At 54.0% G+C, this 19,470-nt stretch carries 19 protein-coding genes and 1 rRNA gene; 6 read left to right on the forward strand and 14 right to left on the reverse strand.

Features of this window, described 5'->3' with window-relative positions:
- Positions 1-128: 128 nt before the first annotated feature.
- The 5 genes from NZD89_RS23065 to NZD89_RS23085 form a co-directional block, all read right to left on the reverse strand.
- Positions 129-1,660 (reverse strand): 16S ribosomal RNA (locus tag NZD89_RS23065).
- A gap of 548 nt (positions 1,661-2,208) precedes the next feature.
- Positions 2,209-2,709: a helical membrane plugin domain-containing protein gene (locus NZD89_RS23070; protein ID WP_268005019.1), complete on the reverse strand. Its 501-nt coding sequence runs from the start codon at positions 2,707-2,709 to the stop codon at positions 2,209-2,211.
- A gap of 20 nt (positions 2,710-2,729) precedes the next feature.
- Positions 2,730-5,669: a formate dehydrogenase subunit alpha gene (fdhF, locus tag NZD89_RS23075; RefSeq protein WP_268005020.1), complete on the reverse strand. Its 2,940-nt coding sequence runs from the start codon at positions 5,667-5,669 to the stop codon at positions 2,730-2,732.
- A gap of 117 nt (positions 5,670-5,786) precedes the next feature.
- Positions 5,787-6,620 (reverse strand): formate/nitrite transporter family protein, encoded by an 834-nt coding sequence (locus tag NZD89_RS23080; protein WP_268005021.1) that lies wholly within the window; start codon positions 6,618-6,620, stop codon positions 5,787-5,789.
- A 317-nt stretch (positions 6,621-6,937) separates the two neighbouring features.
- On the reverse strand, positions 6,938-7,333 hold the full coding sequence (locus tag NZD89_RS23085; protein WP_369125220.1) for a Na-translocating system protein MpsC family protein: 396 nt from the start codon (positions 7,331-7,333) through the stop codon (positions 6,938-6,940).
- A gap of 258 nt (positions 7,334-7,591) precedes the next feature.
- On the opposite strand from NZD89_RS23085, the gene NZD89_RS23090 reads away from it, so the two are divergent.
- Complete coding sequence (locus tag NZD89_RS23090) at positions 7,592-8,200, forward strand: hypothetical protein (protein ID WP_268005022.1); 609 nt, start codon at positions 7,592-7,594, stop codon at positions 8,198-8,200.
- Between the two features lie 19 nt (positions 8,201-8,219).
- Here the strand turns inward: NZD89_RS23090 and hxlB are convergent, their stop codons facing one another.
- The 6 genes from hxlB to NZD89_RS23120 are packed head-to-tail and all read right to left on the reverse strand — an operon-like array spanning position 8,220 to position 11,736.
- Positions 8,220-8,768, reverse strand: coding sequence for a 6-phospho-3-hexuloisomerase (hxlB, locus tag NZD89_RS23095; RefSeq protein ID WP_268005023.1), 549 nt, complete (start codon positions 8,766-8,768; stop codon positions 8,220-8,222).
- On the reverse strand, positions 8,765-9,112 hold the full coding sequence (locus NZD89_RS23100) for a beta/alpha barrel domain-containing protein (protein ID WP_268005024.1): 348 nt from the start codon (positions 9,110-9,112) through the stop codon (positions 8,765-8,767). The genes hxlB and NZD89_RS23100 overlap by 4 nt, the downstream gene beginning before the upstream one ends.
- Positions 9,109-10,416 (reverse strand): MFS transporter, encoded by a 1,308-nt coding sequence (locus NZD89_RS23105; protein ID WP_268005025.1) that lies wholly within the window; start codon positions 10,414-10,416, stop codon positions 9,109-9,111. The genes NZD89_RS23100 and NZD89_RS23105 overlap by 4 nt, the downstream gene beginning before the upstream one ends.
- The gene (locus tag NZD89_RS23110) at positions 10,346-10,594 is read right to left on the reverse strand and encodes a hypothetical protein (protein ID WP_268005026.1); all 249 of its coding nucleotides are present in this window, start codon (positions 10,592-10,594) and stop codon (positions 10,346-10,348) included. The genes NZD89_RS23105 and NZD89_RS23110 overlap by 71 nt, the downstream gene beginning before the upstream one ends.
- Positions 10,581-10,844, reverse strand: a complete 264-nt coding sequence (locus tag NZD89_RS23115) for a hypothetical protein (protein ID WP_268005027.1) — start codon at positions 10,842-10,844, stop codon at positions 10,581-10,583. The genes NZD89_RS23110 and NZD89_RS23115 overlap by 14 nt, the downstream gene beginning before the upstream one ends.
- A 25-nt stretch (positions 10,845-10,869) precedes the next feature.
- Positions 10,870-11,736, reverse strand: coding sequence for a LacI family DNA-binding transcriptional regulator (locus NZD89_RS23120; protein ID WP_268005028.1), 867 nt, complete (start codon positions 11,734-11,736; stop codon positions 10,870-10,872).
- Between the two features lie 241 nt (positions 11,737-11,977).
- Here NZD89_RS23120 and NZD89_RS23125 point away from each other — a divergent pair, with 241 nt between their 5' ends.
- Entirely contained in the window at positions 11,978-12,232 is a 255-nt protein-coding gene (locus tag NZD89_RS23125) for a hypothetical protein (protein ID WP_268005029.1), read from the forward strand.
- A gap of 343 nt (positions 12,233-12,575) precedes the next feature.
- Here NZD89_RS23125 and NZD89_RS23130 read toward each other — a convergent pair whose 3' ends face one another.
- Positions 12,576-12,848 carry a hypothetical protein gene (locus NZD89_RS23130; protein WP_268005030.1) on the reverse strand — a complete coding sequence of 91 codons (273 nt, stop codon included), beginning with the start codon at positions 12,846-12,848 and terminating at the stop codon, positions 12,576-12,578.
- 240 nt (positions 12,849-13,088) lie between these two features.
- Between NZD89_RS23130 and NZD89_RS23135 the strand changes: the two genes are divergently transcribed.
- Complete coding sequence (locus NZD89_RS23135; RefSeq protein WP_268005031.1) at positions 13,089-13,514, forward strand: MarR family winged helix-turn-helix transcriptional regulator; 426 nt, start codon at positions 13,089-13,091, stop codon at positions 13,512-13,514.
- Between the two features lie 456 nt (positions 13,515-13,970).
- Here NZD89_RS23135 and NZD89_RS23140 read toward each other — a convergent pair whose 3' ends face one another.
- Complete coding sequence (locus NZD89_RS23140) at positions 13,971-14,882, reverse strand: phosphotransferase (RefSeq protein ID WP_268005032.1); 912 nt, start codon at positions 14,880-14,882, stop codon at positions 13,971-13,973.
- A 540-nt stretch (positions 14,883-15,422) separates the two neighbouring features.
- Here NZD89_RS23140 and NZD89_RS23145 point away from each other — a divergent pair.
- From NZD89_RS23145 to NZD89_RS23155, 3 genes are all read left to right on the forward strand, one after another.
- The gene (locus tag NZD89_RS23145) at positions 15,423-15,608 is read left to right on the forward strand and encodes a hypothetical protein (RefSeq protein WP_268005033.1); all 186 of its coding nucleotides are present in this window, start codon (positions 15,423-15,425) and stop codon (positions 15,606-15,608) included.
- Between the two features lie 34 nt (positions 15,609-15,642).
- On the forward strand, positions 15,643-16,554 hold the full coding sequence (locus NZD89_RS23150; RefSeq protein WP_268005034.1) for a glycosyltransferase family 2 protein: 912 nt from the start codon (positions 15,643-15,645) through the stop codon (positions 16,552-16,554).
- Between the two features lie 116 nt (positions 16,555-16,670).
- Positions 16,671-16,994, forward strand: a complete 324-nt coding sequence (locus NZD89_RS23155) for a hypothetical protein (RefSeq protein WP_268005035.1) — start codon at positions 16,671-16,673, stop codon at positions 16,992-16,994.
- A gap of 639 nt (positions 16,995-17,633) precedes the next feature.
- On the opposite strand, the gene NZD89_RS23160 is transcribed toward NZD89_RS23155, so the two are convergent.
- Positions 17,634-19,409 (reverse strand): PAS domain-containing protein, encoded by a 1,776-nt coding sequence (locus tag NZD89_RS23160; RefSeq protein WP_268005036.1) that lies wholly within the window; start codon positions 19,407-19,409, stop codon positions 17,634-17,636.
- Positions 19,410-19,470: the final 61 nt, after the last annotated feature.

A 19,470-nucleotide genomic window follows, 5' to 3' on the forward strand; every position in this document is an offset into this window, starting at 1 on the left:
TCATCATCGTCCTCCCGCCTTGTACTCCTCGCATCTTGAAACGCGCTTTGAGTTTGCTTCCACCTCATACGAGGCTTGGCTCCCTCAAAACTAAACACCCACGTCCTAAAAGCCTTGTTTCTCCGTAGAAAGGAGGTGATCCAGCCGCACCTTCCGATACGGCTACCTTGTTACGACTTCACCCCAATCATCAACCCCACCTTCGGCGGCTGGCTCCTGAAAGGTTACCTCACCGACTTCGGGTGTTGCCGACTCTCGTGGTGTGACGGGCGGTGTGTACAAGGCCCGGGAACGGATTCACCGCGGCATGCTGATCCGCGATTACTAGCAATTCCGGCTTCATGCAGGCGAGTTGCAGCCTGCAATCCGAACTACGAACGGCTTTTTAGGTTTCGCTCCACCTCGCGGCTTCGCTTCCCGTTGTACCGCCCATTGTAGCACGTGTGTAGCCCAGGACATAAAGGGCATGATGATTTGACGTCATCCCCGCCTTCCTCCGACTTACGCCGGCAGTCACCTGTGAGTCCCCACCATTACGTGCTGGTAACACAGGTCAAGGGTTGCGCTCGTTGCGGGACTTAACCCAACATCTCACGACACGAGCTGACGACAACCATGCACCACCTGTCTCCTCTGCCCCGAAGGGAAGGACTATCTCTAGCCCGGTCAGAGGGATGTCAAGCCCTGGTAAGGTTCTTCGCGTTGCTTCGAATTAAACCACATGCTCCACTGCTTGTGCGGGCCCCCGTCAATTCCTTTGAGTTTCAGTCTTGCGACCGTACTCCCCAGGCGGAGTGCTTATTGGGTTTCCTTCGGCACTGGGGTGTGTCCCCCCAACACCTAGCACTCATCGTTTACGGCGTGGACTACCAGGGTATCTAATCCTGTTTGCTCCCCACGCTTTCGTGCCTCAGCGTCAGTCACTGTCCAGCAAGGCGCCTTCGCCACTGGTATTCCTCCACATATCTACGCATTTCACCGCTACACGTGGAATTCCCCTTGCCTCTCCAGCACTCAAGTTATGCAGTTTCCAAAGCAATCCCAAGGTTGAGCCTTGGACTTTCACTTCAGACTTACACAACCGCCTACGCACGCTTTACGCCCAGTGATTCCGGACAACGCTTGCCCCCTACGTATTACCGCGGCTGCTGGCACGTAGTTAGCCGGGGCTTCCTCACTCGGTACCGTCTCACAAGGAGCTTTCCACTCTCCTTGTCGCTCTCCCCGAGCAACAGAGCTTTACAACCCGAAGGCCTTCTTCGCTCACGCGGCGTTGCTCCGTCAGGCTTGCGCCCATTGCGGAAGATTCCCTACTGCTGCCTCCCGTAGGAGTCTGGGCCGTGTCTCAGTCCCAGTGTGGCCGGTCACCCTCTCAGGTCGGCTACGCATCGTCGCCTTGGTGGGCCGTTACCTCACCAACTAGCTAATGCGCCGCGGGCTCCTCTATCAGCGATGCAGTTGCACCTTTCAACACAGGAAGATGCCTTCCCGTGTGTCATCCGGCATTAGCACCCGTTTCCGAGTGTTATTCCAGTCTGACAGGCAGATTGCCCACGTGTTACTCACCCGTCCGCCGCTAACCCCGAAGGGTTCGCTCGACTTGCATGTATTAGGCACGCCGCCAGCGTTCGTCCTGAGCCAGGATCAAACTCTCAAAAAATGTTACTGGCGTTACTTCTAAAGTCTTGACGACGACTGTCGTCTCGACCGAAACTTTTAGGCGTGTGTGTTTAGTTTTCAAGGAACCAAATCAATCAGTGCCGCCGAAGCAGCTCAGACAATATACCACGAATCTATCATCGCTGTCTACTGGAACATTTTGCTTCAACTCGTTCGAACGTTGCGGTTCGAACCTGTGAGCTGGTGTTCCGGCGACTCGGTATATCCTGTTTGTTCAGCAGTGCCGCCGAAGCGACGTCGATTAATATAGCACGCTAAGCGGACATATGCAACACCTATTTTGATACTTAATTTGATATTTAATTCGTAGTTTTTATTCACACCATAAACGGTATGCCACGAGTTCATCGTGCGTATCCATCGAACACGGCGGCGAACACGCGATGACCGAGACTCAGGCCGGAGACCGTCGTCCCGAAACCACCGCGTAGACAGACACACGGCGAAACAGGGCGCCCTCCCACCTCGCTCGGAAGTCGCCCTGCTCTGCTTGTGCATTGTGTCGTGAGCACTTCGATTATCTTCTCTCTACGAATACGACCCCTCATCTTGTTGGCGGACCGAGTTCCCAACCCCCTTGAGAAACTCCAATCCCAGTCGGAGGGCCGCGCTGACATCCGGATCTCTTAACTGTTTCAGCAATTCGAAGACGCTCATCGGCTTCGTGGACAACTGTGCGTTTGCCACCCGGTCTACCCCGGCGGCGACACCGTCCAGCGACTTGGCAACCGCAGCGCCGTCTATCTTACCGATCCCCTGAAGTGCCGCCAAAGCCGTTTGCAACGCGTTCGTGGCGCCGGGAGTAGACAAGATGTCGACCAGTTTGCTCATGACTTTGTCACCGCGGTCAAAGAGGGCCACCAAGATTTCCAACAGACCCTTGTCGTGCATCGCTTGAAGGAGTTTCATTCCCTCCACAATCCCATCTGCGTCAATGGCGGTTTGCGTTCGAACCCGCTCCAGCCGCCGAGCTTCAATCTCAGCCTCTGTCTCCACTGGGCGGACAATCGAGGTGATAGAATTAGCCACTTGCAGTTCCCCCCTATACCTTACGAACGTTCTCCCACGAGAGGGCGGTAGTCCTTACGCACCCATTTTTTCTCGACATTCACACCCGGTTGCGGATTGGGGTGGCCGAGCCGGAAGTTACCTTTGACCACAGGCGATTGACCCGTGAATTCGAGCACTTCCATCTTCACGCGCATCTCTTTATAGGCGGGCGTGAACGTCACCGTATCGTGATGGCTGCTGGTCAGCATGTTGACGGTCTCATCGTCTTTCGCCGAGAGTTGTGGAATGTAGATTTGCTTTCCCTTCACACGATCCGTCACCACCGCGCGCAATTTCACGCGCCCGTACGGCGACACGATGCGCACCAAGGTTCCATCGACAATGCCGCGTTCTCGGGCCAGCTCTGGGGATACCTCTACAAAACTACTCGGAACCTTCTTGTCGATGCCCGGTACGCGCGCCGTCATGTTGCCCTCGTGGAAGTGTTCGAGCAAACGGCCGTTATTCAGTTCTAAATCGTATTCCTCTGGCAGGCTCAACGGTTGCGTCCAGTCCACTGGGTACGGCCGCGCTTTGCCTCCCTGCAAAGCGAATTCGTCGAGGTAGAGGTGCGGCGTATCCGTACCGTCTGCCAACACGGGCCACTGCAAGCTCTTGTAGCCCTCGAGCCGCGCGTACGTCGCACCCACAAACAGGTCTGTCGTGGCACACGCCTCTTCGAAGATCTCCTGTGGCGAGGAATAGTTCCAGTTGGCACCGAGGCGGTTGGCGACAAGCTGAATGATTTGCCAGTCGGGCTTCGACTGGCCCAGCGGCGGCAACGCCTGATACAGCCGCTGAATGCGGCGCTCCGTATTAGTGAACGTTCCTTCCTTTTCGAGACTCGGGCTCGCAGGTAGGATCACGTCCGCGAACGACGCCGTTTTGCTCAAGAACATATCTTGAACCACGAAGAAGTCCAACTTCTCAAACGCCCTCTGCACATAGTTCGCGTTCGAATCGACGACGGCCATGTCCTCCCCGACCAGATACATCGCCTTCAATTTCCCCTCGTGAATCGCGTCTACCATCTGATGGTTGTTGAGACCCGGATTGGCTGGAAGCGGCGTTCCCCACACGCGCTCATACTTTGCGCGAACGTGCTCGTCTGCTGCCGGCTGATATCCTGGGTAGAAGGCCGGAGCACAACCAAAATCGCCCGCTCCCTGAACGTTGTTGTGACCGCGCAGCGGGTACGCGCCCGTGCCCGGGCGACCAGCGTTGCCCGTGGCGATAAGGAGATTGCAAATCGCCGTACTCGTATCTGAGCCGCCAAGGTGCTGCGTGACGCCCATCGCCCAGCAGACAGCGACCGAGTTGGCACGCATGATCATGTCGGCAGTTTGAATCAATTGTTCCTTTGGAAGTCCAGTGACCTCGGCAGTGTACTCTAAGCTGTACTTTTCAATCGAGCGCACGTAGTCCTCAAACCCAGTCACGCGCGTCTCGATAAACGCCGCATCGTGCCGCCCTTGGTCGATGATGTACTTGGTGACACCCGTCAGCCACACCAAGTCTGTACCCTGACGAGGCTGCAAGAACAGGTCCGCGCGGCTGGCCATGATGTTGCGGCGCAAGTCTGCAACGATGAGCTTTTGTCCACGTTTTTTCTGCGCGCGGCGCAAGCGTGTAGAGAGTACCGGATGCGCTTCGGCAGGGTTCGCACCGACGATGATGACGAGATCGCTTATGGCGAGATCGCGAATTGATCCCGTGTCTCCCCCCAGGCCCATCGTTCGCCGCAAAGCCTCGGTCGCAGGCGCCTGGCAATAGCGTGAGCAGTTGTCGATGTTGTTCGTGAACATCACCGACCGCGCGAGCTTCTGCATCAAGTAGTTCTCTTCGTTGGTCGTCTTCGACGAGGAGATGTATGCGATGGCGTCCGGCCCGTTCTCCTCCCGAATGCGCCGAAGGTTGTTCGCAATGTGATCAAGTGCTTCATCCCACGTCGCCGGATAGAACGCATCGCCACGGCGAATCAGCGGCTCGACGATGCGTTCGTTACTATTGACAAAGTCCCAGCCAAATTTGCCTTTGACACAGGTGGATATTTGATTGGCAGGCGCATCCATATTCGGCTCGACTTTGAGAATTTTGCGGTCTTTTGTCCAGACATCAAAACTGCACCCGACCCCACAGTACGTGCAGACTGTTTTTGTCTTCTCGATGCGCGCCTCGCGCAGTTCTGCCTCGACTTCAGAGATGGCAAAAATCGCGGAATAACCAGGCTCCACTTGTTTCGTCAACTCAATCATCTTGCCGAGTGTCTGATCTTTTATCCCGGTGAGGTACCCAGCCTCCCCCAGCATCGATTTTTCCATCAACGCGTTACAAGGGCAGACCGTGACGCAATGCCCACAGGAGACACAGGACGATTCGTCAATCGGAACGTCGTCGTCCCAGATGACACGTGGAACATCTCGTTGCCAGTCGATTGAGAGAACTTCCGAGACCTGTAAGTTCTGGCACGCTTCCACGCAGCGGCCACAGAGGATGCACTGGTCGGGATCGTACCGGTAAAACGGATTCGACATATCCTTTTTATACGCCTTCGACTGAAACGGATACGATTGATGCTCGATTTCCATCTGCATCGCGGTGTTATGGATGGTGCAATTCCCGTTGTTGTTATCACACACCGTGCAGTAGAGTTCATGGTTTTTCAGGATGCGGTCCATCGCTTCCTTGCGAGCGAAACGAGCGCCGACCGACTTGGTGCGGACGACCAGCCCGTCGGTGACCGGCGTAGAGCACGCGCGAACAAGGCTCCCATTCACCTCGGCGATACACGTATCGCAGGTTTCAATCGGTCCGAGGGCCGGGTGGTAACAGATGTGCGGATGATCCTGCCCGGTACCGAGAATGGCTTGCAGCACGGTTGTACCCGGCTCGACCGCCACTTCGTTTCCATCGAGTTGAATGTGTAGATAATCTGCCATGTGAACTTCCCCTCGTCTTTCTATGCAACTGCTTATTCTGAGAGGCGTGGGATGGAAAAAGCGAAATGGAAAGGGCCGACGCACCAAAACACTGATGTACCAGCCCACAATCTCCAATTAGAGCGGAGCGCCTGTCTCGCTTTGTTCAGCTACACCCGCTGCTGAATCCTTCAACCGATTGCGCCGGTATGCGACGTAATAGGCGAATGCGACGAAGAGCCAACCGCCAATCGCGTTCCCAATGAACGCAGCGATCCATTCGACGATGGCGCTGCCCCAGCTCACGGGTGCGCCGACAAAAATTCCCGCAGGGATGAAGAACATGTTGGCGACGACGTGTTGGAACCCAATCGCGACGAACGCCATCACTGGAAACCAGATGGCGAACAGTTTGCCGACGATGTCTTTCGAACCAAGCGCCATCCAAACGGCCAAACAAACGAGCCAGTTACAGCCAATTGCCGAGATAATGGTCGGACCGAATCCTAAACCGGCCTTCGACACCGCGATGGCGATGGTGGCCTCTTTATATGGCGTGTCGGTGAGCATCTTGGCCACGACGCCAAAGAAGTAGGCGACGAACAGCGAGCCAACGAGATTGCCAACGAGAACCCAAACCCAGTTATAAATCAGTCCTGTGATTCGAATTCGCCGCTCGTGCAACGCCAACGGAAGTGTCATCATATTTCCTGTCAGCAGTTCGCCGCCCGCGACGACGACCAGCATCAGCCCGACCGGAAACACTGCGCCGCCGACCAGGTTTTTAATGGAAACCCACTGTGCAGGAATGCTGGCGGTGACGCGAATGTCGAACAGGGCCCCAAGCGCGATAAATGCGCCCGCCAAAAATCCGAGAACGAGAAGTTTCACGACCGAGTACTTCGCTTTGTCTTCGCCGGACTTGGCCGCCACCGCTGCGATTTCCTCCGGTGCCAAAAAGTTGTTGCTCATAAGGACCACCTTTCCTCTTTTTTGCGCGGTTGGTGCAAGCACAAGGTCCAACAAATGACCTCGTAGCAGCGTGATAGAAGAATAAGTTCGGTGAACGCCTACTGCGGGCAAGGCCAGTTGGACACAAAAAACGGCACAAAGAACAGGTGTAAGCGATTACACCATGTCTCTGCGCCGTTGCGTTCGCCTGCATTGGACATACATGCGTACCAACCCGCTCAATTGTGATGTGTACCCAAAACCACTGAGAAGGACAATGGATGGACCACTCTGCAAGTATACCACGTTTTACCGAAAGATGAAAAATACTCCCAAAATTATTCTACCTTTTCTTTGCGCCCGTGCTCTCCTGGCTCAGGCAGGTAAGGATCTATCGTCTCTTCAAAAATAAAGACCGAGACGCCCATGTCCTCCTCCACTTTAAAATCGGAAAACAAATGTGTCATTTTCGATCCCACCAATTCCTCCATCCCATCCGGAACGTGTTCGGAATACAGCGTCTGAATCATGTTAGTTCGGGCCGCACGAACGATTTCGGCTCCCTCCGGCGTCTGACTGAGAAATTTTTCAGTAGGCGTCAGATTCCCGTGCAGGATGGAAATCGCCATATTGTCTACAAATACAGTATGAATGCGCTCTGGCCCCTTGCCGAAGCACTCCTTTCGAACGCGACGTACAATCTCGTTAAAGGCCTGCTCTTTTCGTTTTGCCACCAGAATCACCCCCTCACCGGTACCCCTATCGTGAAGCTTCCAGCACTTGAAAGTCAATTTTGAATCGTGAATGAGCGTTGCCCGTGCACACTCGCCTCTTCTCGAAGCCGCCTCGCGAAGGCTGTCGAATGTTCAGTGCGCGCAATGCAAACGATAGTGGCGAGCCACACCCACAACTCGATCTCCCCTAACTCACCGTCATCTGACATATCGATCGGTCACAGTGTCCGGGAATTCCTATAAGAGAGGTGAAGCGCGTTGAAATACAACCGGAACTTTATCGTCGCTGGATTGTCGATTGTAGCCGTCACGACGGGCGTCGGCTGTGGACAAACTACGGATCCGAGCGGCGGGCTCAACTCGGATGTGTTTAATTCCGTGGCGAACCGTGCGCAGAGCCCCGCGCCGACGAACAATGCGGCCAATCCTAGCGCAAATATGACTGGAACCATCCGTTCTGCCAACCGCAGTACACCAGCCAATGAAGCGCCAAATCACCCTGGAAACACATCGCAAACACAACAACCAAGGGCCAAGACGCCTCCGCCAACCGTTCAACAAGGGCCAAAAATAAGCGGCTCTATCCACCCGAACTCGACGTCCAAGCCGAACGCTCAAGTGACGGGCGAGTCGACGAACCGCACCGTCAACTCAACGACCAGCGGTGCGCCAAGCAACGCCGTCTCTTGGCAAACGCAGACACAGACACTCGCGTCCGGAGTCACCGTCTCACTTTCCGTTCCGGGCAACTGGGTGAGGTACAACGCCGTGATCGGACAGATGAGTGGATATGAATGGTTAAATCCGGCGAACGCAAACATGCACACATTCCACCCAACTGGGAACGTGTGCATGTTTGGCGTCTGATGATCCACTGACAGTCGGCCTACTCCATGTTGCTGTGACGGGCGAAAGCGGAGCCGTTATTCTCTCGCGTCGCCGCCGCATATCGAAGACATATGGCGTCGAGCGCGACATGCACGCACTGGTCGAAGAGTGACCCGAGCGGCTGCACACTCCCCAGTTCATGGGCCACTTGATACTTCGTCGCAGCCGGGATCAGCAGCAACCTATCGGCGACGGCCGCCAGGTTTGACAACGCATTGGCCGATACGGCCACCACCACGGCCCCCACTGACTTCGCCTTTTCACTGACCCGTACGACTTGTTCTGTCTTCCCCGAACCAGAGATGGCGACCAGCACGTCGTGTTCCTGAATCGCCGGCGTGATGGTTTCACCGACGACGTATGACGTTGCGCCGAGATGCATGAGGCGCATTGCAAAAGCGCGGCCCATCAAGCCGGAGCGCCCTTCACCCACGACGAATATCCGAGGCGCCTGCAGCAAGCTCGCGGCGATGTCGTTCACATGGTCCGTGTCGAGGTGGCGCAAGACGGACTCGATTTCGTTTACAATCGTCTCGATGTCATTCATCTCTCAACCATCTCCTCATTCGCGTGCTCGGCGATGACTTCCCGGAAGTAGCGCGCGGCCACGCCTGGGTCACGCGCTTTGGAGATAGCAGAACCGACGTTCAGCAAATCGATCACGACGTGGGCACCACACTCGTCGGCAACTCGCTTGCACAGTTCGATGGTGGCGATGGGCGCCGCGCCCATCACAGTTGCCACATTTGCGCCCGCCTCGAAGCACATCTTCATTTCGTATGCGGCATTGTCGAACGCCTCAATCCAATCCACAAAATCGGAAGCGGCAGATGCAATGGCAATCGCTTCATCCGTGTCCAACCGGTCCAGAGCCAATTGAATTTTCATCAAATGCTCTCCCTCCCGGTCGACGTGTCTTGTGCCGTGCCCTTTTGTTTCGTAGTAGAGGTGTGCTGAGTGCGTACAACGAGCGTGAAGACGACCGACAACACAAGTGAAATCGCCATAAACGCATAGGACGTATTCGGATTGCCTGTCGCACTATTCAAGTACCCAACCACATACGAGCCAACAAACGAGCCGAGCGCCCCCATCCCATTCACGAGCGCCATCGCCGCGCCTGCCACATTCCGAGGCAACAGTTCAGGTACGATGGCAAAAAATGAGCCGTACGGCGCATACATCGCCCCCCCTGCGATGACTAACAGGACGAAGGAGAGCCAGAAGTTTGAATCCCCAAGTAGGTACGATCCATAAAATGCGACGGCACCGACCAGCAAGGAGGCCCATACGTACGCCTTGCGGTTCCCCGTGCGGTCGGAGAAGTACGAACTGAGAATCATGAGGACAGCGGCTAGTAGATACGGTATAGCGGTGAGCCAACCGGTTCCGACAATCCCGACCTTCGACGCCGATTGGATGATCGACGGGAGCCACAGCACAAACCCGTAAACGCCGATACTCCAGAAAAAATACTGCAACGACAGTAAGACAACCGGTTTCGAACGAAACGCCGCACGGTAATTTTTGACCTCTTTGAGCACATCCTGTTCCCTTTGCAGGCTCTCTTCTACCGCCAACTGCTCGGCGGGCGAGAGCCATTTTGCCTCCTTCGGCCTGTCGCGGACGATGGCCAGCCAGACGAACGCCCAGATGATCGACGGCACGCCTTCAATTACGAACATGCCTTGCCAATGGAACCACTGTACGAGGTAGCCTGAAATCACCGACATCCACAACACCGTGACAGGATTGCCGAGAATGAGAAACGTATTCGCGCGGGATCGCTCCTGTTTGACGAACCAATGGCTGATGAACACGAGCATCGCCGGCATAACTACGCTTTCGACGACCCCTAGCAAGAATCGGTCGATGAAGAGCAATGGAATATTCGTGATGATTCCCTGCACTGATGCAAGCACGCCCCAGATGATGAGCGCCCAAAAAATCAATTTTTTCGCACTGTACTTTTCTGCATAGTGCGCGCCTGGAACTTGAAAGAAGAAGTAGCCCAGGAAGAATAGCGCGCCGAGCATCGCCGAGGACGCGCCGGTGATGTGAAGCGCTTGCTTCATGCCGGAAGCGGCGCCAAAACCGTAATTGGACCTGTCGAGATACGCCAGGCTATAGGTGATAAAGACGATTGGGATGAGCCTCGCCCATCGTGATGTCGGCAGCGCTTTCTGCGAATTCATGCGCGCACCCTCCCCGCTTGTTTTTCAAACGCCAGGCCGACGACCACATTCGTTTCAGCCCCGCCAATCCCCCGCCAATCCCCCGCCAAAACTCGGAGACATGGTGGAGACTCCCCGTCTCCCTCGCCACAAAATTGACGAGTGGCTCACCGAACGTGAGGACATCACACACTTGCACGGACAACACCTCCACTTCCTACCGCTTTAAGCGCGATAATTTCTCGCGAAAGCGCACGCGCATCGAAACGCATCGGGTACTCAATACAGACGGGCGCCTGACGGGCCACTTGCAGCAACACGTGGATTTCAGAAGCTTTCGCAGGACTGCCTAGGTTGAGCGGGATGGTCTGACGAACGCCCATTATATCCAGCTCGGAGTCCGCGACGCCGCCGACACCTCCTCTGAAACCGGTTCCATTGCGTCGCAAAAAAAGAGTGCATCCGTCGCGCGGATTACACAGCGGGAGTAGATGCCCGCTCCACCATCTCCACGGGGAGATGAATATGCTCATAGGGATGGTCGCTTCCTTCTAGCCGCATCAACAAGCGTTCCGCCGCCTGTACGCCAATGCGATAGGTCGGCTGAGCAAGCGTGGTGAGTCGCGCAATTTCGGCCCACTCGGGATTATCAAAGCCTAATACGCCAATTTCTCCAGGCACGTCGATATCGTGGCGACGCAATTCGAGAATGACTTGCAGCAGGACGACCGCATTGCCGGCGAACAGCGCTTTAGGTCCCGGCGCAGAGCCTGCGATAAAGTCGCGAATGGCAAGGTGCACCTTCGCATCGTCATCGACTTCCAAGACGTCTTGCCCGGTCGCCAAACCAGATGCTTGCAAAGCTTCTGAAAAGGCGGTGACGCGTTCGGTTCGCGTACTGACCCCCTGCACGGGCTGCGTCACATACGCAATCCTTTTGTACCCTTGGCGAATCAGAAACTCTGTCGCCTCCTTGGCGGCCTGACGATTATTGACTGTCACCACGTCCGCATCGAAATCCGGCACTTCTCGGTCCACCAGGACAATGGGTAGATGATCAGCCTTCATGGCGCGCAGAAGTGCATTGTTTTGACCGGTCGTATTGATAATCAACCCGTCGATTTGATGCGACTGCAACATCAGGATGTAGTCGCGTTCCTTACCAGGGTCGTTGTCCGTATTACAGACCAACAGGTTATACCCACGTTTGTGACAAGCATCCTCAGCCCCTCGTAAAATCGCCGTTGAATACGGATTCGTAATATCGGCCAGGACGGCTCCAATCAGGTAACTGTGCCTTCCCTTTAACCCGCGAGCTAGCTTACTGGGCTGATAGTTCAACGATTGTCAACGACCGTTCTCACATTTCCGATGCAATTCGAGATTAGCGGGGATCGGCACCCGGCCGAAAATGTGCGATGGCGTGCACACAAGGCTATCCGACCGGACAAGAACGCTTCGTTGTCCTCCTCTGAACCTCGAGTATAAAAATTTATACCAGGGTCACAGCGGCGGACATAACGACCAACCACCAATCGAAGGGAATGATACGTAGTGAACGTAGAGATTGCGAGATGATGAGATGAAAGGGTTTGGGTTGATCATTTCTTTGGTGTGCGTCGCCATCGTCACTTTTTTATCGATGATCCTCAATGCGCCAATATTCGTGTTTGCGGTCGAGGTGGCCGCTATTCTAGTTCTCGACATATGCATTGTCGCCGCAGGGTTTCGGCGAGATGGAAAACGTAAACAGGAAAAAGGCTCCGCGCAGCGTCGCAAACGCACCCGCAAGGCCACGCCAAATAGGAATCAGCGAAAAGGGCGATACGCTAGCTGACCCCCCGGACCTCGTCCTGCGTATTTGTGGCTGTCCCAAAATCGATCGGGGCGCTTAGCGTGATGATACCCGCACATCCTGTTGGGGCCAACCCAAAGTCTGCCACGACTCTGGGATGGCCCCTCCTATCACTCCGGTGGTAATGACGCTTCGTGGGACTCAAACTGGGGACTATCGTCACTCCGTGGTGAACCGTCAGCGGTCGCACTATCAATCCAGTGCTCATCGTGCAATGATTGTGCATCTTCATCCGGTCTACTCCATAGATTCCACCGCATTTTCCCACCCCCACAAATGAGGATGGCCTGCAAACAGGTTGATTATGAGCCTACTATCCGGAGCGTTAGTGAACGAGTACAGCGCTGATTCGCTCGAAGGCCTGATGTACTCTGTCATCTTCCGAGAGGCTCGGATTTTCCACGATCTCTCTCACAGCCTTCGGCAATGCGTGCTCTTGTGCCAATTTGTTCACGGCGTCACCTGCCACAGACCACTGTGCGACGTCGGCCTCCTGCGCAAATCCATGTAAAAGAGAACGGACCATATACGGGTGATCCTTCGGGTGTTCTTTCGCCAACAGGACTAATTTTTGAAACGTCTTCAAATCGATATTCATCGCGCGTGCCTCCAGATGTAATTCAACTATCACTATCCCCTACATTTTACCCGTTCATCCGGATGCAGCTAAAGCGTGCACGGCGCGAGAATAGGAATTTTGTAGTATACACGATTCATTGAATCGTGCGGCGAGGCGCCTATAATGAAACCGTACAGTTTGGACATCCCCCGCACCGTCATCCCCTTTTTGGTGCGGGGACCTCTTTTTGATGAAAGCAGCGATTAGGGACGTGGGATGATGGAATCACATAAATACAGCGTCAGAGTGATTGAACACGAGGTGGCAATTCTTGCGGGGATCAGTGCACTACATCAGGATTTAGGCGGCATTGAACGACCGGAGTACATTTTGCTCCGACAGATCAACGAATACGGGATGGTAGGCGTAAAAGAGCTGGCGGACGAGTTCTGTCTCGACCACTCCACCATCAGTAAACATGTCGCTGTGCTCGAATCCCAGGGATTGATCAAGCGCCTATCGTTGGGTCCAGATGATCGCCTGAGTCTGTTCCGCACGACAGAACTAGGTCACGAAGTATTAAATAAAAACAAAGAAATGCGGTTAGACAAATACGCCTCGATACTGAAGCGATGGTCCAACAGAGACCTGCAAAGGCTCGGGGAACTGTTGTCGCTCTTGAATCGAACCTTGGCGGATGATTGATCCATCGTCTGCGTGTGGAATGGGCAGAAAAATGGCCTCCACATATAGAGAGATTCCTGTAGAGGCTCGACGAAAGAAAAGTATCAAGTTCATTCACGCATTGAATTCTACCGTACGAAGATTACAGGGACGTTTCAAAATCGTACTGTTCGTGAATTTCGATGAAAAATATTCAATCGCATGGACCACTGCACGAACGCGGTGGTCCATTTTTACGTGCCAACCGAGTTATCAAAAGCGGCTAGATGTCCGCACCGTGCGATGTTGTCGCTAACTTATGATTGTGGATAAAGTTGTAGATAACATTGTGTATAACACTATTAATCTGTGTATAACCCTGTGGATTCCCCAAAGTTCCACCAGATGCGTACACATTCGCGAGGGCCAACTGTGAACTGATCACACTATCCCCCTCACAATCTCCTTTGTGTCAAGGAATCAATGGTTGGGCATCGGCTACCCGAGGGACTTCAACTGCCGAACATAGGCTTCCACACGCGCTTTGCTAGGGACCACCGACTGCAGGCTGACAGTGGACTTGCGTGAGCGAATTGCGCGAATGATCGGGTAGGGCTGATGCAACAGCGCGATGAGTAAACTGAGATCTTCTTTGTCGAGCGGGCGAACCCGGTCGTACGCGTCAATCATTCGAAACGTCTTCTCCGCTTGCCAAGGGGCGTTGCGATGAATGATGTGAGCGAGGTCTTCCATGCGCACATGCAGTGAAGTATTTTCGAAGTCGATGAGCTGATAGCGACCCTGGTGGTCCACCACGATGTTCGGATAGTTGTAGTCTCCGTGCACGAAAGCCCGCACCTTCTTCTCCGCGCGGATGGCTCGCTTGACCTGGGACTTGCGCAGCTGTTGCATCGCATCCTCGCACAGGTCGACGAACAGTCGGCCGTGCGGTCCATCGTCGTTGTGCCTCAACGTGTGACTCTGCCGTCGAAATTCGTTCTCTATCTCCGTCACCCGAAGCCGGTGCTCCGGTACCAATTGCCCCGGAAATCCTTGTGCGCACTGATGAAATGCTGCGAGCGTTCGAACACCTTTTGCAAGTTGACTCCGATGTTGGAACGCCGGGTGACGCCCTCGAATCCAACGCGACACCACGTACCAAGTTCGACGCTGACCAATCGCAATGTCTCCGTTACGGGTCAGGAACGTCTTGGGCACAAATGCAAATCCCTGGTCCGCTACATGGTCCTGCACTGCAATGATGAATTTCAATTCTTCAAACGGAACGCGATAGGGCTTTACACAAAGCAGTCCGTGTCGCTTGGTGTGAACTTGATAGACGTCTCTCACCGCCATCCAGCGATGGATTTGTATTCCATATGATTTTTCAATCGTCGAGAACAACGTCATGAAGTTGTCCTCCAATCCGTCCAGTGTATGAGCGTGTAGCTACTCACCAACGTATGCTGACCCGGCGGAGCACGAAAGGGTTAGTGTCCTGCGAGAGCCCGGTGCGGGAACGGGAACTTGCGGTGGGTTGAGCACGATGGCGACAAGCCCTTCCCCCACTGGGACCCCGGTCGAAATTCATCTACGTCGACACCGTTCGGGATGAGGATGGATACGTGCCCAGGCTGTGTGAGGTACGCTTTTACGGGCAGGCTCACACTGATACCAGTCCAGCTCTGATCCAGGATTCACCAGTACTTTGACCCCGCGTCGCTTGAACTCGCGCGCGATACCGAGCACATGCGTTTCCGTACCACCGATATATGGAACATTGTCCCCGGAATCCAACGTTGCAGGAGGGGTCTTGTCCTGACGTTTTTCGGTTATCTGGTCAACCGCCTATTTCGCGGCAAAATAGTTACACATCTAGGGAAGCGAACAGCACAACGTCATACAAGTGGAGCAAGCCATCGAAAGTCCGTATATAGAGGGGTGGTTGCAGTGCGCTTCCACGCATTGCTGTTTGCGTACGCCGACGAACGTACTTTGCAGAGGGCCATCAAATCCCTCCTGCCGCTCCAGGGGCGATTAAAACCAATTACGATATTCCGCCGCTCATACGCACTAGCCATGAGTGGTGAACGAATACCGAAAGTGCCGGGCGTTCAAGTTCGCCATCCGCAGTGAAACGTTCCTCAAACGATGCAAGGGCCTTGGCCACTTGCTGCGAACAGACTCGGAGGCGGCCCTCGCCGCGCATCTGCCCCAGTTCGCCGACGATGAAATTTTGATGTTGGACTTCCCCCTCGTCATGCAGACCCGGAGAGTGAATGATCGCGCTCACGTACAGAGAGTCAACTATTTATATACACTCAGTCATCCTCAGGATCCATTAGGGCCCACACCACAGCCGAGCATCGGCGTGCTTCTCTCTGCTTTCAACGCGTCGAGTTTTATTGAGATGGCCCTATCATCGCTCGCGAGTCAGCGGGTTGCGGCAAATCAAGTGTTGATTATCGACGATGGATCCATCGACGACTTGTCCTCTCACATCCGGCCATGGCTCGATAGATTTCCGAACGCAGTGTTTCTGAAAACGCAAAGTCAAGGTAAAGCGCGAGCGTTAAACACGTTGCTCCCGTACGTCAGGACAGACTTTGTCCTCGAATTAGACGCGGATGATTGGCTAGATCCAAATGCCATCGGTCACATCAAGCATCTGGTGACCGACGTTGAGGAGGATACGGTTCTTATCTACGGCAATTTTCGCACCTGGCGCAAACGGACAACCGGCGACTATGAACTCACCGGAATCCGCGCTGGGCACCAAATTTCCACTCCCCGCGAATTGCTGTCGTACGCGTTGCCACTCGGCCCCCGAGTTTATCGAACATCTTCACTGCGTGCTGAAGGTGGGTTTCCCGTGCCATCGTTTGCCAACGGGCGACTGTATGAGGACGTCCTCGCCATTTCCAACCTGATGCAGCGTGGCGAAATTCAATACCACAATTTTACTGTTTATAACAATTTGCAACATGGTCGAAGTATCACAAAACAACATCAGGAGCAATGGGACCACTTCGTCCGTCTGTACAGGGATCACTTTCTACGTTCGCCGCGTCAACCTCAGTGACAGCTCGATAGGGCCTAACGAATCACAAAACAGGCGGCTTACCCTAACAGATTATCCACCCTCTATCGGACTCGAAGACATAAATTATCGTATCTTCAGCAGAGGAGGAAGACGCTATGGACCTCTTAGAGAAGCGGTTGCATCATCGCATGGGGGACGAGGTCAACATCTTTACGGATGACGGAAACCAAATTATCGGTACACTGGATTCAATCGAAGATGGCGTCGTCAAACTCACCCATGCGACCGTGTTTAAAAACTTCAAGCGGCGCTTGAGTGACGTGACCGTCCTTGTCGTGATCGGAAAAATCGACTCCTTCCACCGCATGCATCATCATCACAAGAAGCATGAACACAAGCATGAGCACAAGAGACACCATCACAAGAAACATCATCATCACCATCGTGACGACCACTCGGATAGCTGCACCGAACAATAACGGAGACGATTATCTTCGCAAACCTCTCTCGCTGCATCGTGCGTATGGGCCGAAACGCCCCGTACGCACGATTATATACCGTGCTCTCCTAAGCGCCTCCCATGCCACCTGTCTGCGCAGACGAATCCCGTCCGCGCGCACCTCGGCATTTTCACGAACTGGCTTCACGAATTACAAGAAGACATTGTCGTGAGCGCTTCACCCTACTTGGGGTACTCACATGCCGAGCACCTTCGCCGCGCCCTCGCTGGTAGCGCGGCAGATCAGGAAAGCCTACTACAAATCCAGCAAAAAATCCGGTGATCTACTTTCATCTCAAGTACCTATTTGCAACCTCTCCTGGGAGTTTGTTAGGTCACGTCGAGCGGCTCATGACCGGTTGGTATCAGGAGATGCTCGGGGACGCAGATGAATGGATGCGCATTCTGGAAAAGGATGGACAGGAAACGAGAAAACTTTCAATTAAACGAAGCGCAAAAGACGTCATTCGCCACATTACAAGAGGTGGCGATAAGGAACCGGAGCCCGGCGTCTCGGTATTCTTGCCGTACATCCTCATTTCTTGTTTATCGTCGCCGTACTGTCAATCACCACCAAACCACATCGAACCGTCGTGTCGAACACGGCTGACCCGGCTTGCTAAACAGTGGGCAAAAAGATGGTCACTGTCGTCCCTTTTCCGACGAGACTCGAGATGTTCATGGTGCCATTGTGCGCGAGAATGATCTTTTGACTCACCATCACGCCCAATCCGGTCCCATCTGGCTTAGTCGTATAAAATGGCTCTCCGATCCTCAAGAGCCTTTGTGGAGGGATGCCTTCCCCTTCATCGGCGAACCGAAGACCGATACGGCCCTTCTGAACGGTCGAGGATATCCTGATTTTCCCGCCATCCGGCATCGCTTCGATGGAGTTCTTAAGAATATTGATAAACACCTGCTTGAGTTGATTGCACTCGCAATGGATGAGCGGCATGTGGTCATCCAGAACCGTCGAAATCGAAACACTTTTCATCGTGGCTTGTGAACCCACGAGTGTCAGGACCTCTTCCAAAATCACTCGAATGTCCTGGTGCTGGAACGTCGTGCATTGGGGTTTGGCGAGAAAGAGCAGTTCGCTCACAATCGATTCAATTCGCGACAGTTCACTTTTCATCAACGCAAAATGCTGCTCGTCTTTTCCTTGTGCCTTACAGGATAGGATTTGCACAAATCCCTTTAGCACGGTCAGCGGATTGCGAATCTCGTGTGCGATGCCGGCGGCGAGTTGACCGGCCACGGAGAGTTTCTCAGATGTCCTCAACAACTCCTCTGTTTGGCGTTGTACCGTGATGTCCTGGACGGTGCCAAACAATCGAATGGGTTCTCCATCGGAATTGAATGCCGTTTCACCGATGACGTGAACCAAGCGGTACGAACCGTCCGCTCGCAGGGTACGCAATTCCAAGTCATATGGGCTACCGCGCAAGGCAGCAGTCACCGATTGATAGACCAACGCCCGATCTTCTGGGTGGACAAATGCGTCAACGAACTCCGTAAGCGACCCAACGGCTCGCTCGCCTGGATGCAAACCCGTCAAGCGGTACACCTCGTCTGACCAATAGATATCGTCATTGACGATATCCCAATCCCAGTGCCCCAGATGAGCGATCTTCTGTGCCAGCTTCAGGTTGTCCTTACTCGTTCTAAGCGCTTCCTCGATGCGTTTGTACTCCGTAATATCTTGAAGGGAGCCGAACACGGTGCGAATCGCGTCCCCTTCATAGACGATTTCCCCCTGTGCATGGACATACCGGAGTTCGCCGCTTGGGCGAAGGATCCGGTATTCGACACTGTACGTATCGCCCATGTTCACACGCCGAATCGACTGAATGACGCGAGATTTGTCAGATGGGTGAACATGAGACAAGAACCTCGACACAGAAATCGGCGCCTCGTCATCAAAGCCAAAAATGCGGTACATTTCGGCCGACCAAGATAACGTATCTTGTAATACATCCCACTCCCAACTCCCGACGTGGGCAATTCGCTCGGCCGACAGCAACTGATCTTCCATCCGCTTACGATGTGTGATATCCCGCGCCACACCTAAGATGCGGCCACATTCGTCGCCTTCGCTATGTATGACCTTACATCTGTTTTCAAACCACAGATAGCGTCCATTTTTGTGGCGGACACGGCAAGTGAACAGGCCGATATCCTTCCCGCCCTGCACTTCTGAAATCGCGTCATCAAGGCATTCGGTATCCTGTGGGTGGACAATGTTCCAGATACTTGTCCCCATTAATTCGCATGGTTGATATCCAAGTAAAGGATACACCGACGGTGAAACGTATTCATATGCGCCATCGGCTGATCGTATCCAAATAACATCCTGAATGTTTTGTTCAATCAGCTCGTAGACGTCGCTTGTCAACTGTCTGCCCACCATCGTCAACACCCTATCGTACGTTCATGATTTGAAGATACGACATAAT

Source organism: Alicyclobacillus fastidiosus (assembly GCF_026651875.1).
Lineage (GTDB): Bacteria > Bacillota > Bacilli > Alicyclobacillales > Alicyclobacillaceae > Alicyclobacillus > Alicyclobacillus fastidiosus.

What these genes read in the sequence shown, in the direction of transcription:
- NZD89_RS23155 (WP_268005035.1), top strand. Translation starts at nt 16,671, where the DNA reads ATGGACCTCTTAGAGAAGCGGTTGCATCATCGCATGGGGGACGAGGTC.
- NZD89_RS23135 (WP_268005031.1), top strand. Translation starts at nt 13,089, where the DNA reads ATGGAATCACATAAATACAGCGTCAGAGTGATTGAACACGAGGTGGCA.
- hxlB (WP_268005023.1), bottom strand. Translation starts at nt 8,768, where the DNA reads ATGAATGACATCGAGACGATTGTAAACGAAATCGAGTCCGTCTTGCGC.
- NZD89_RS23140 (WP_268005032.1), bottom strand. Translation starts at nt 14,882, where the DNA reads ATGACGTTGTTCTCGACGATTGAAAAATCATATGGAATACAAATCCAT.
- fdhF (WP_268005020.1), bottom strand. Translation starts at nt 5,669, where the DNA reads ATGGCAGATTATCTACACATTCAACTCGATGGAAACGAAGTGGCGGTC.
- NZD89_RS23125 (WP_268005029.1), top strand. Translation starts at nt 11,978, where the DNA reads ATGAAAGGGTTTGGGTTGATCATTTCTTTGGTGTGCGTCGCCATCGTC.
- NZD89_RS23130 (WP_268005030.1), bottom strand. Translation starts at nt 12,848, where the DNA reads ATGAATATCGATTTGAAGACGTTTCAAAAATTAGTCCTGTTGGCGAAA.
- NZD89_RS23080 (WP_268005021.1), bottom strand. Translation starts at nt 6,620, where the DNA reads ATGAGCAACAACTTTTTGGCACCGGAGGAAATCGCAGCGGTGGCGGCC.
- NZD89_RS23105 (WP_268005025.1), bottom strand. Translation starts at nt 10,416, where the DNA reads ATGAATTCGCAGAAAGCGCTGCCGACATCACGATGGGCGAGGCTCATC.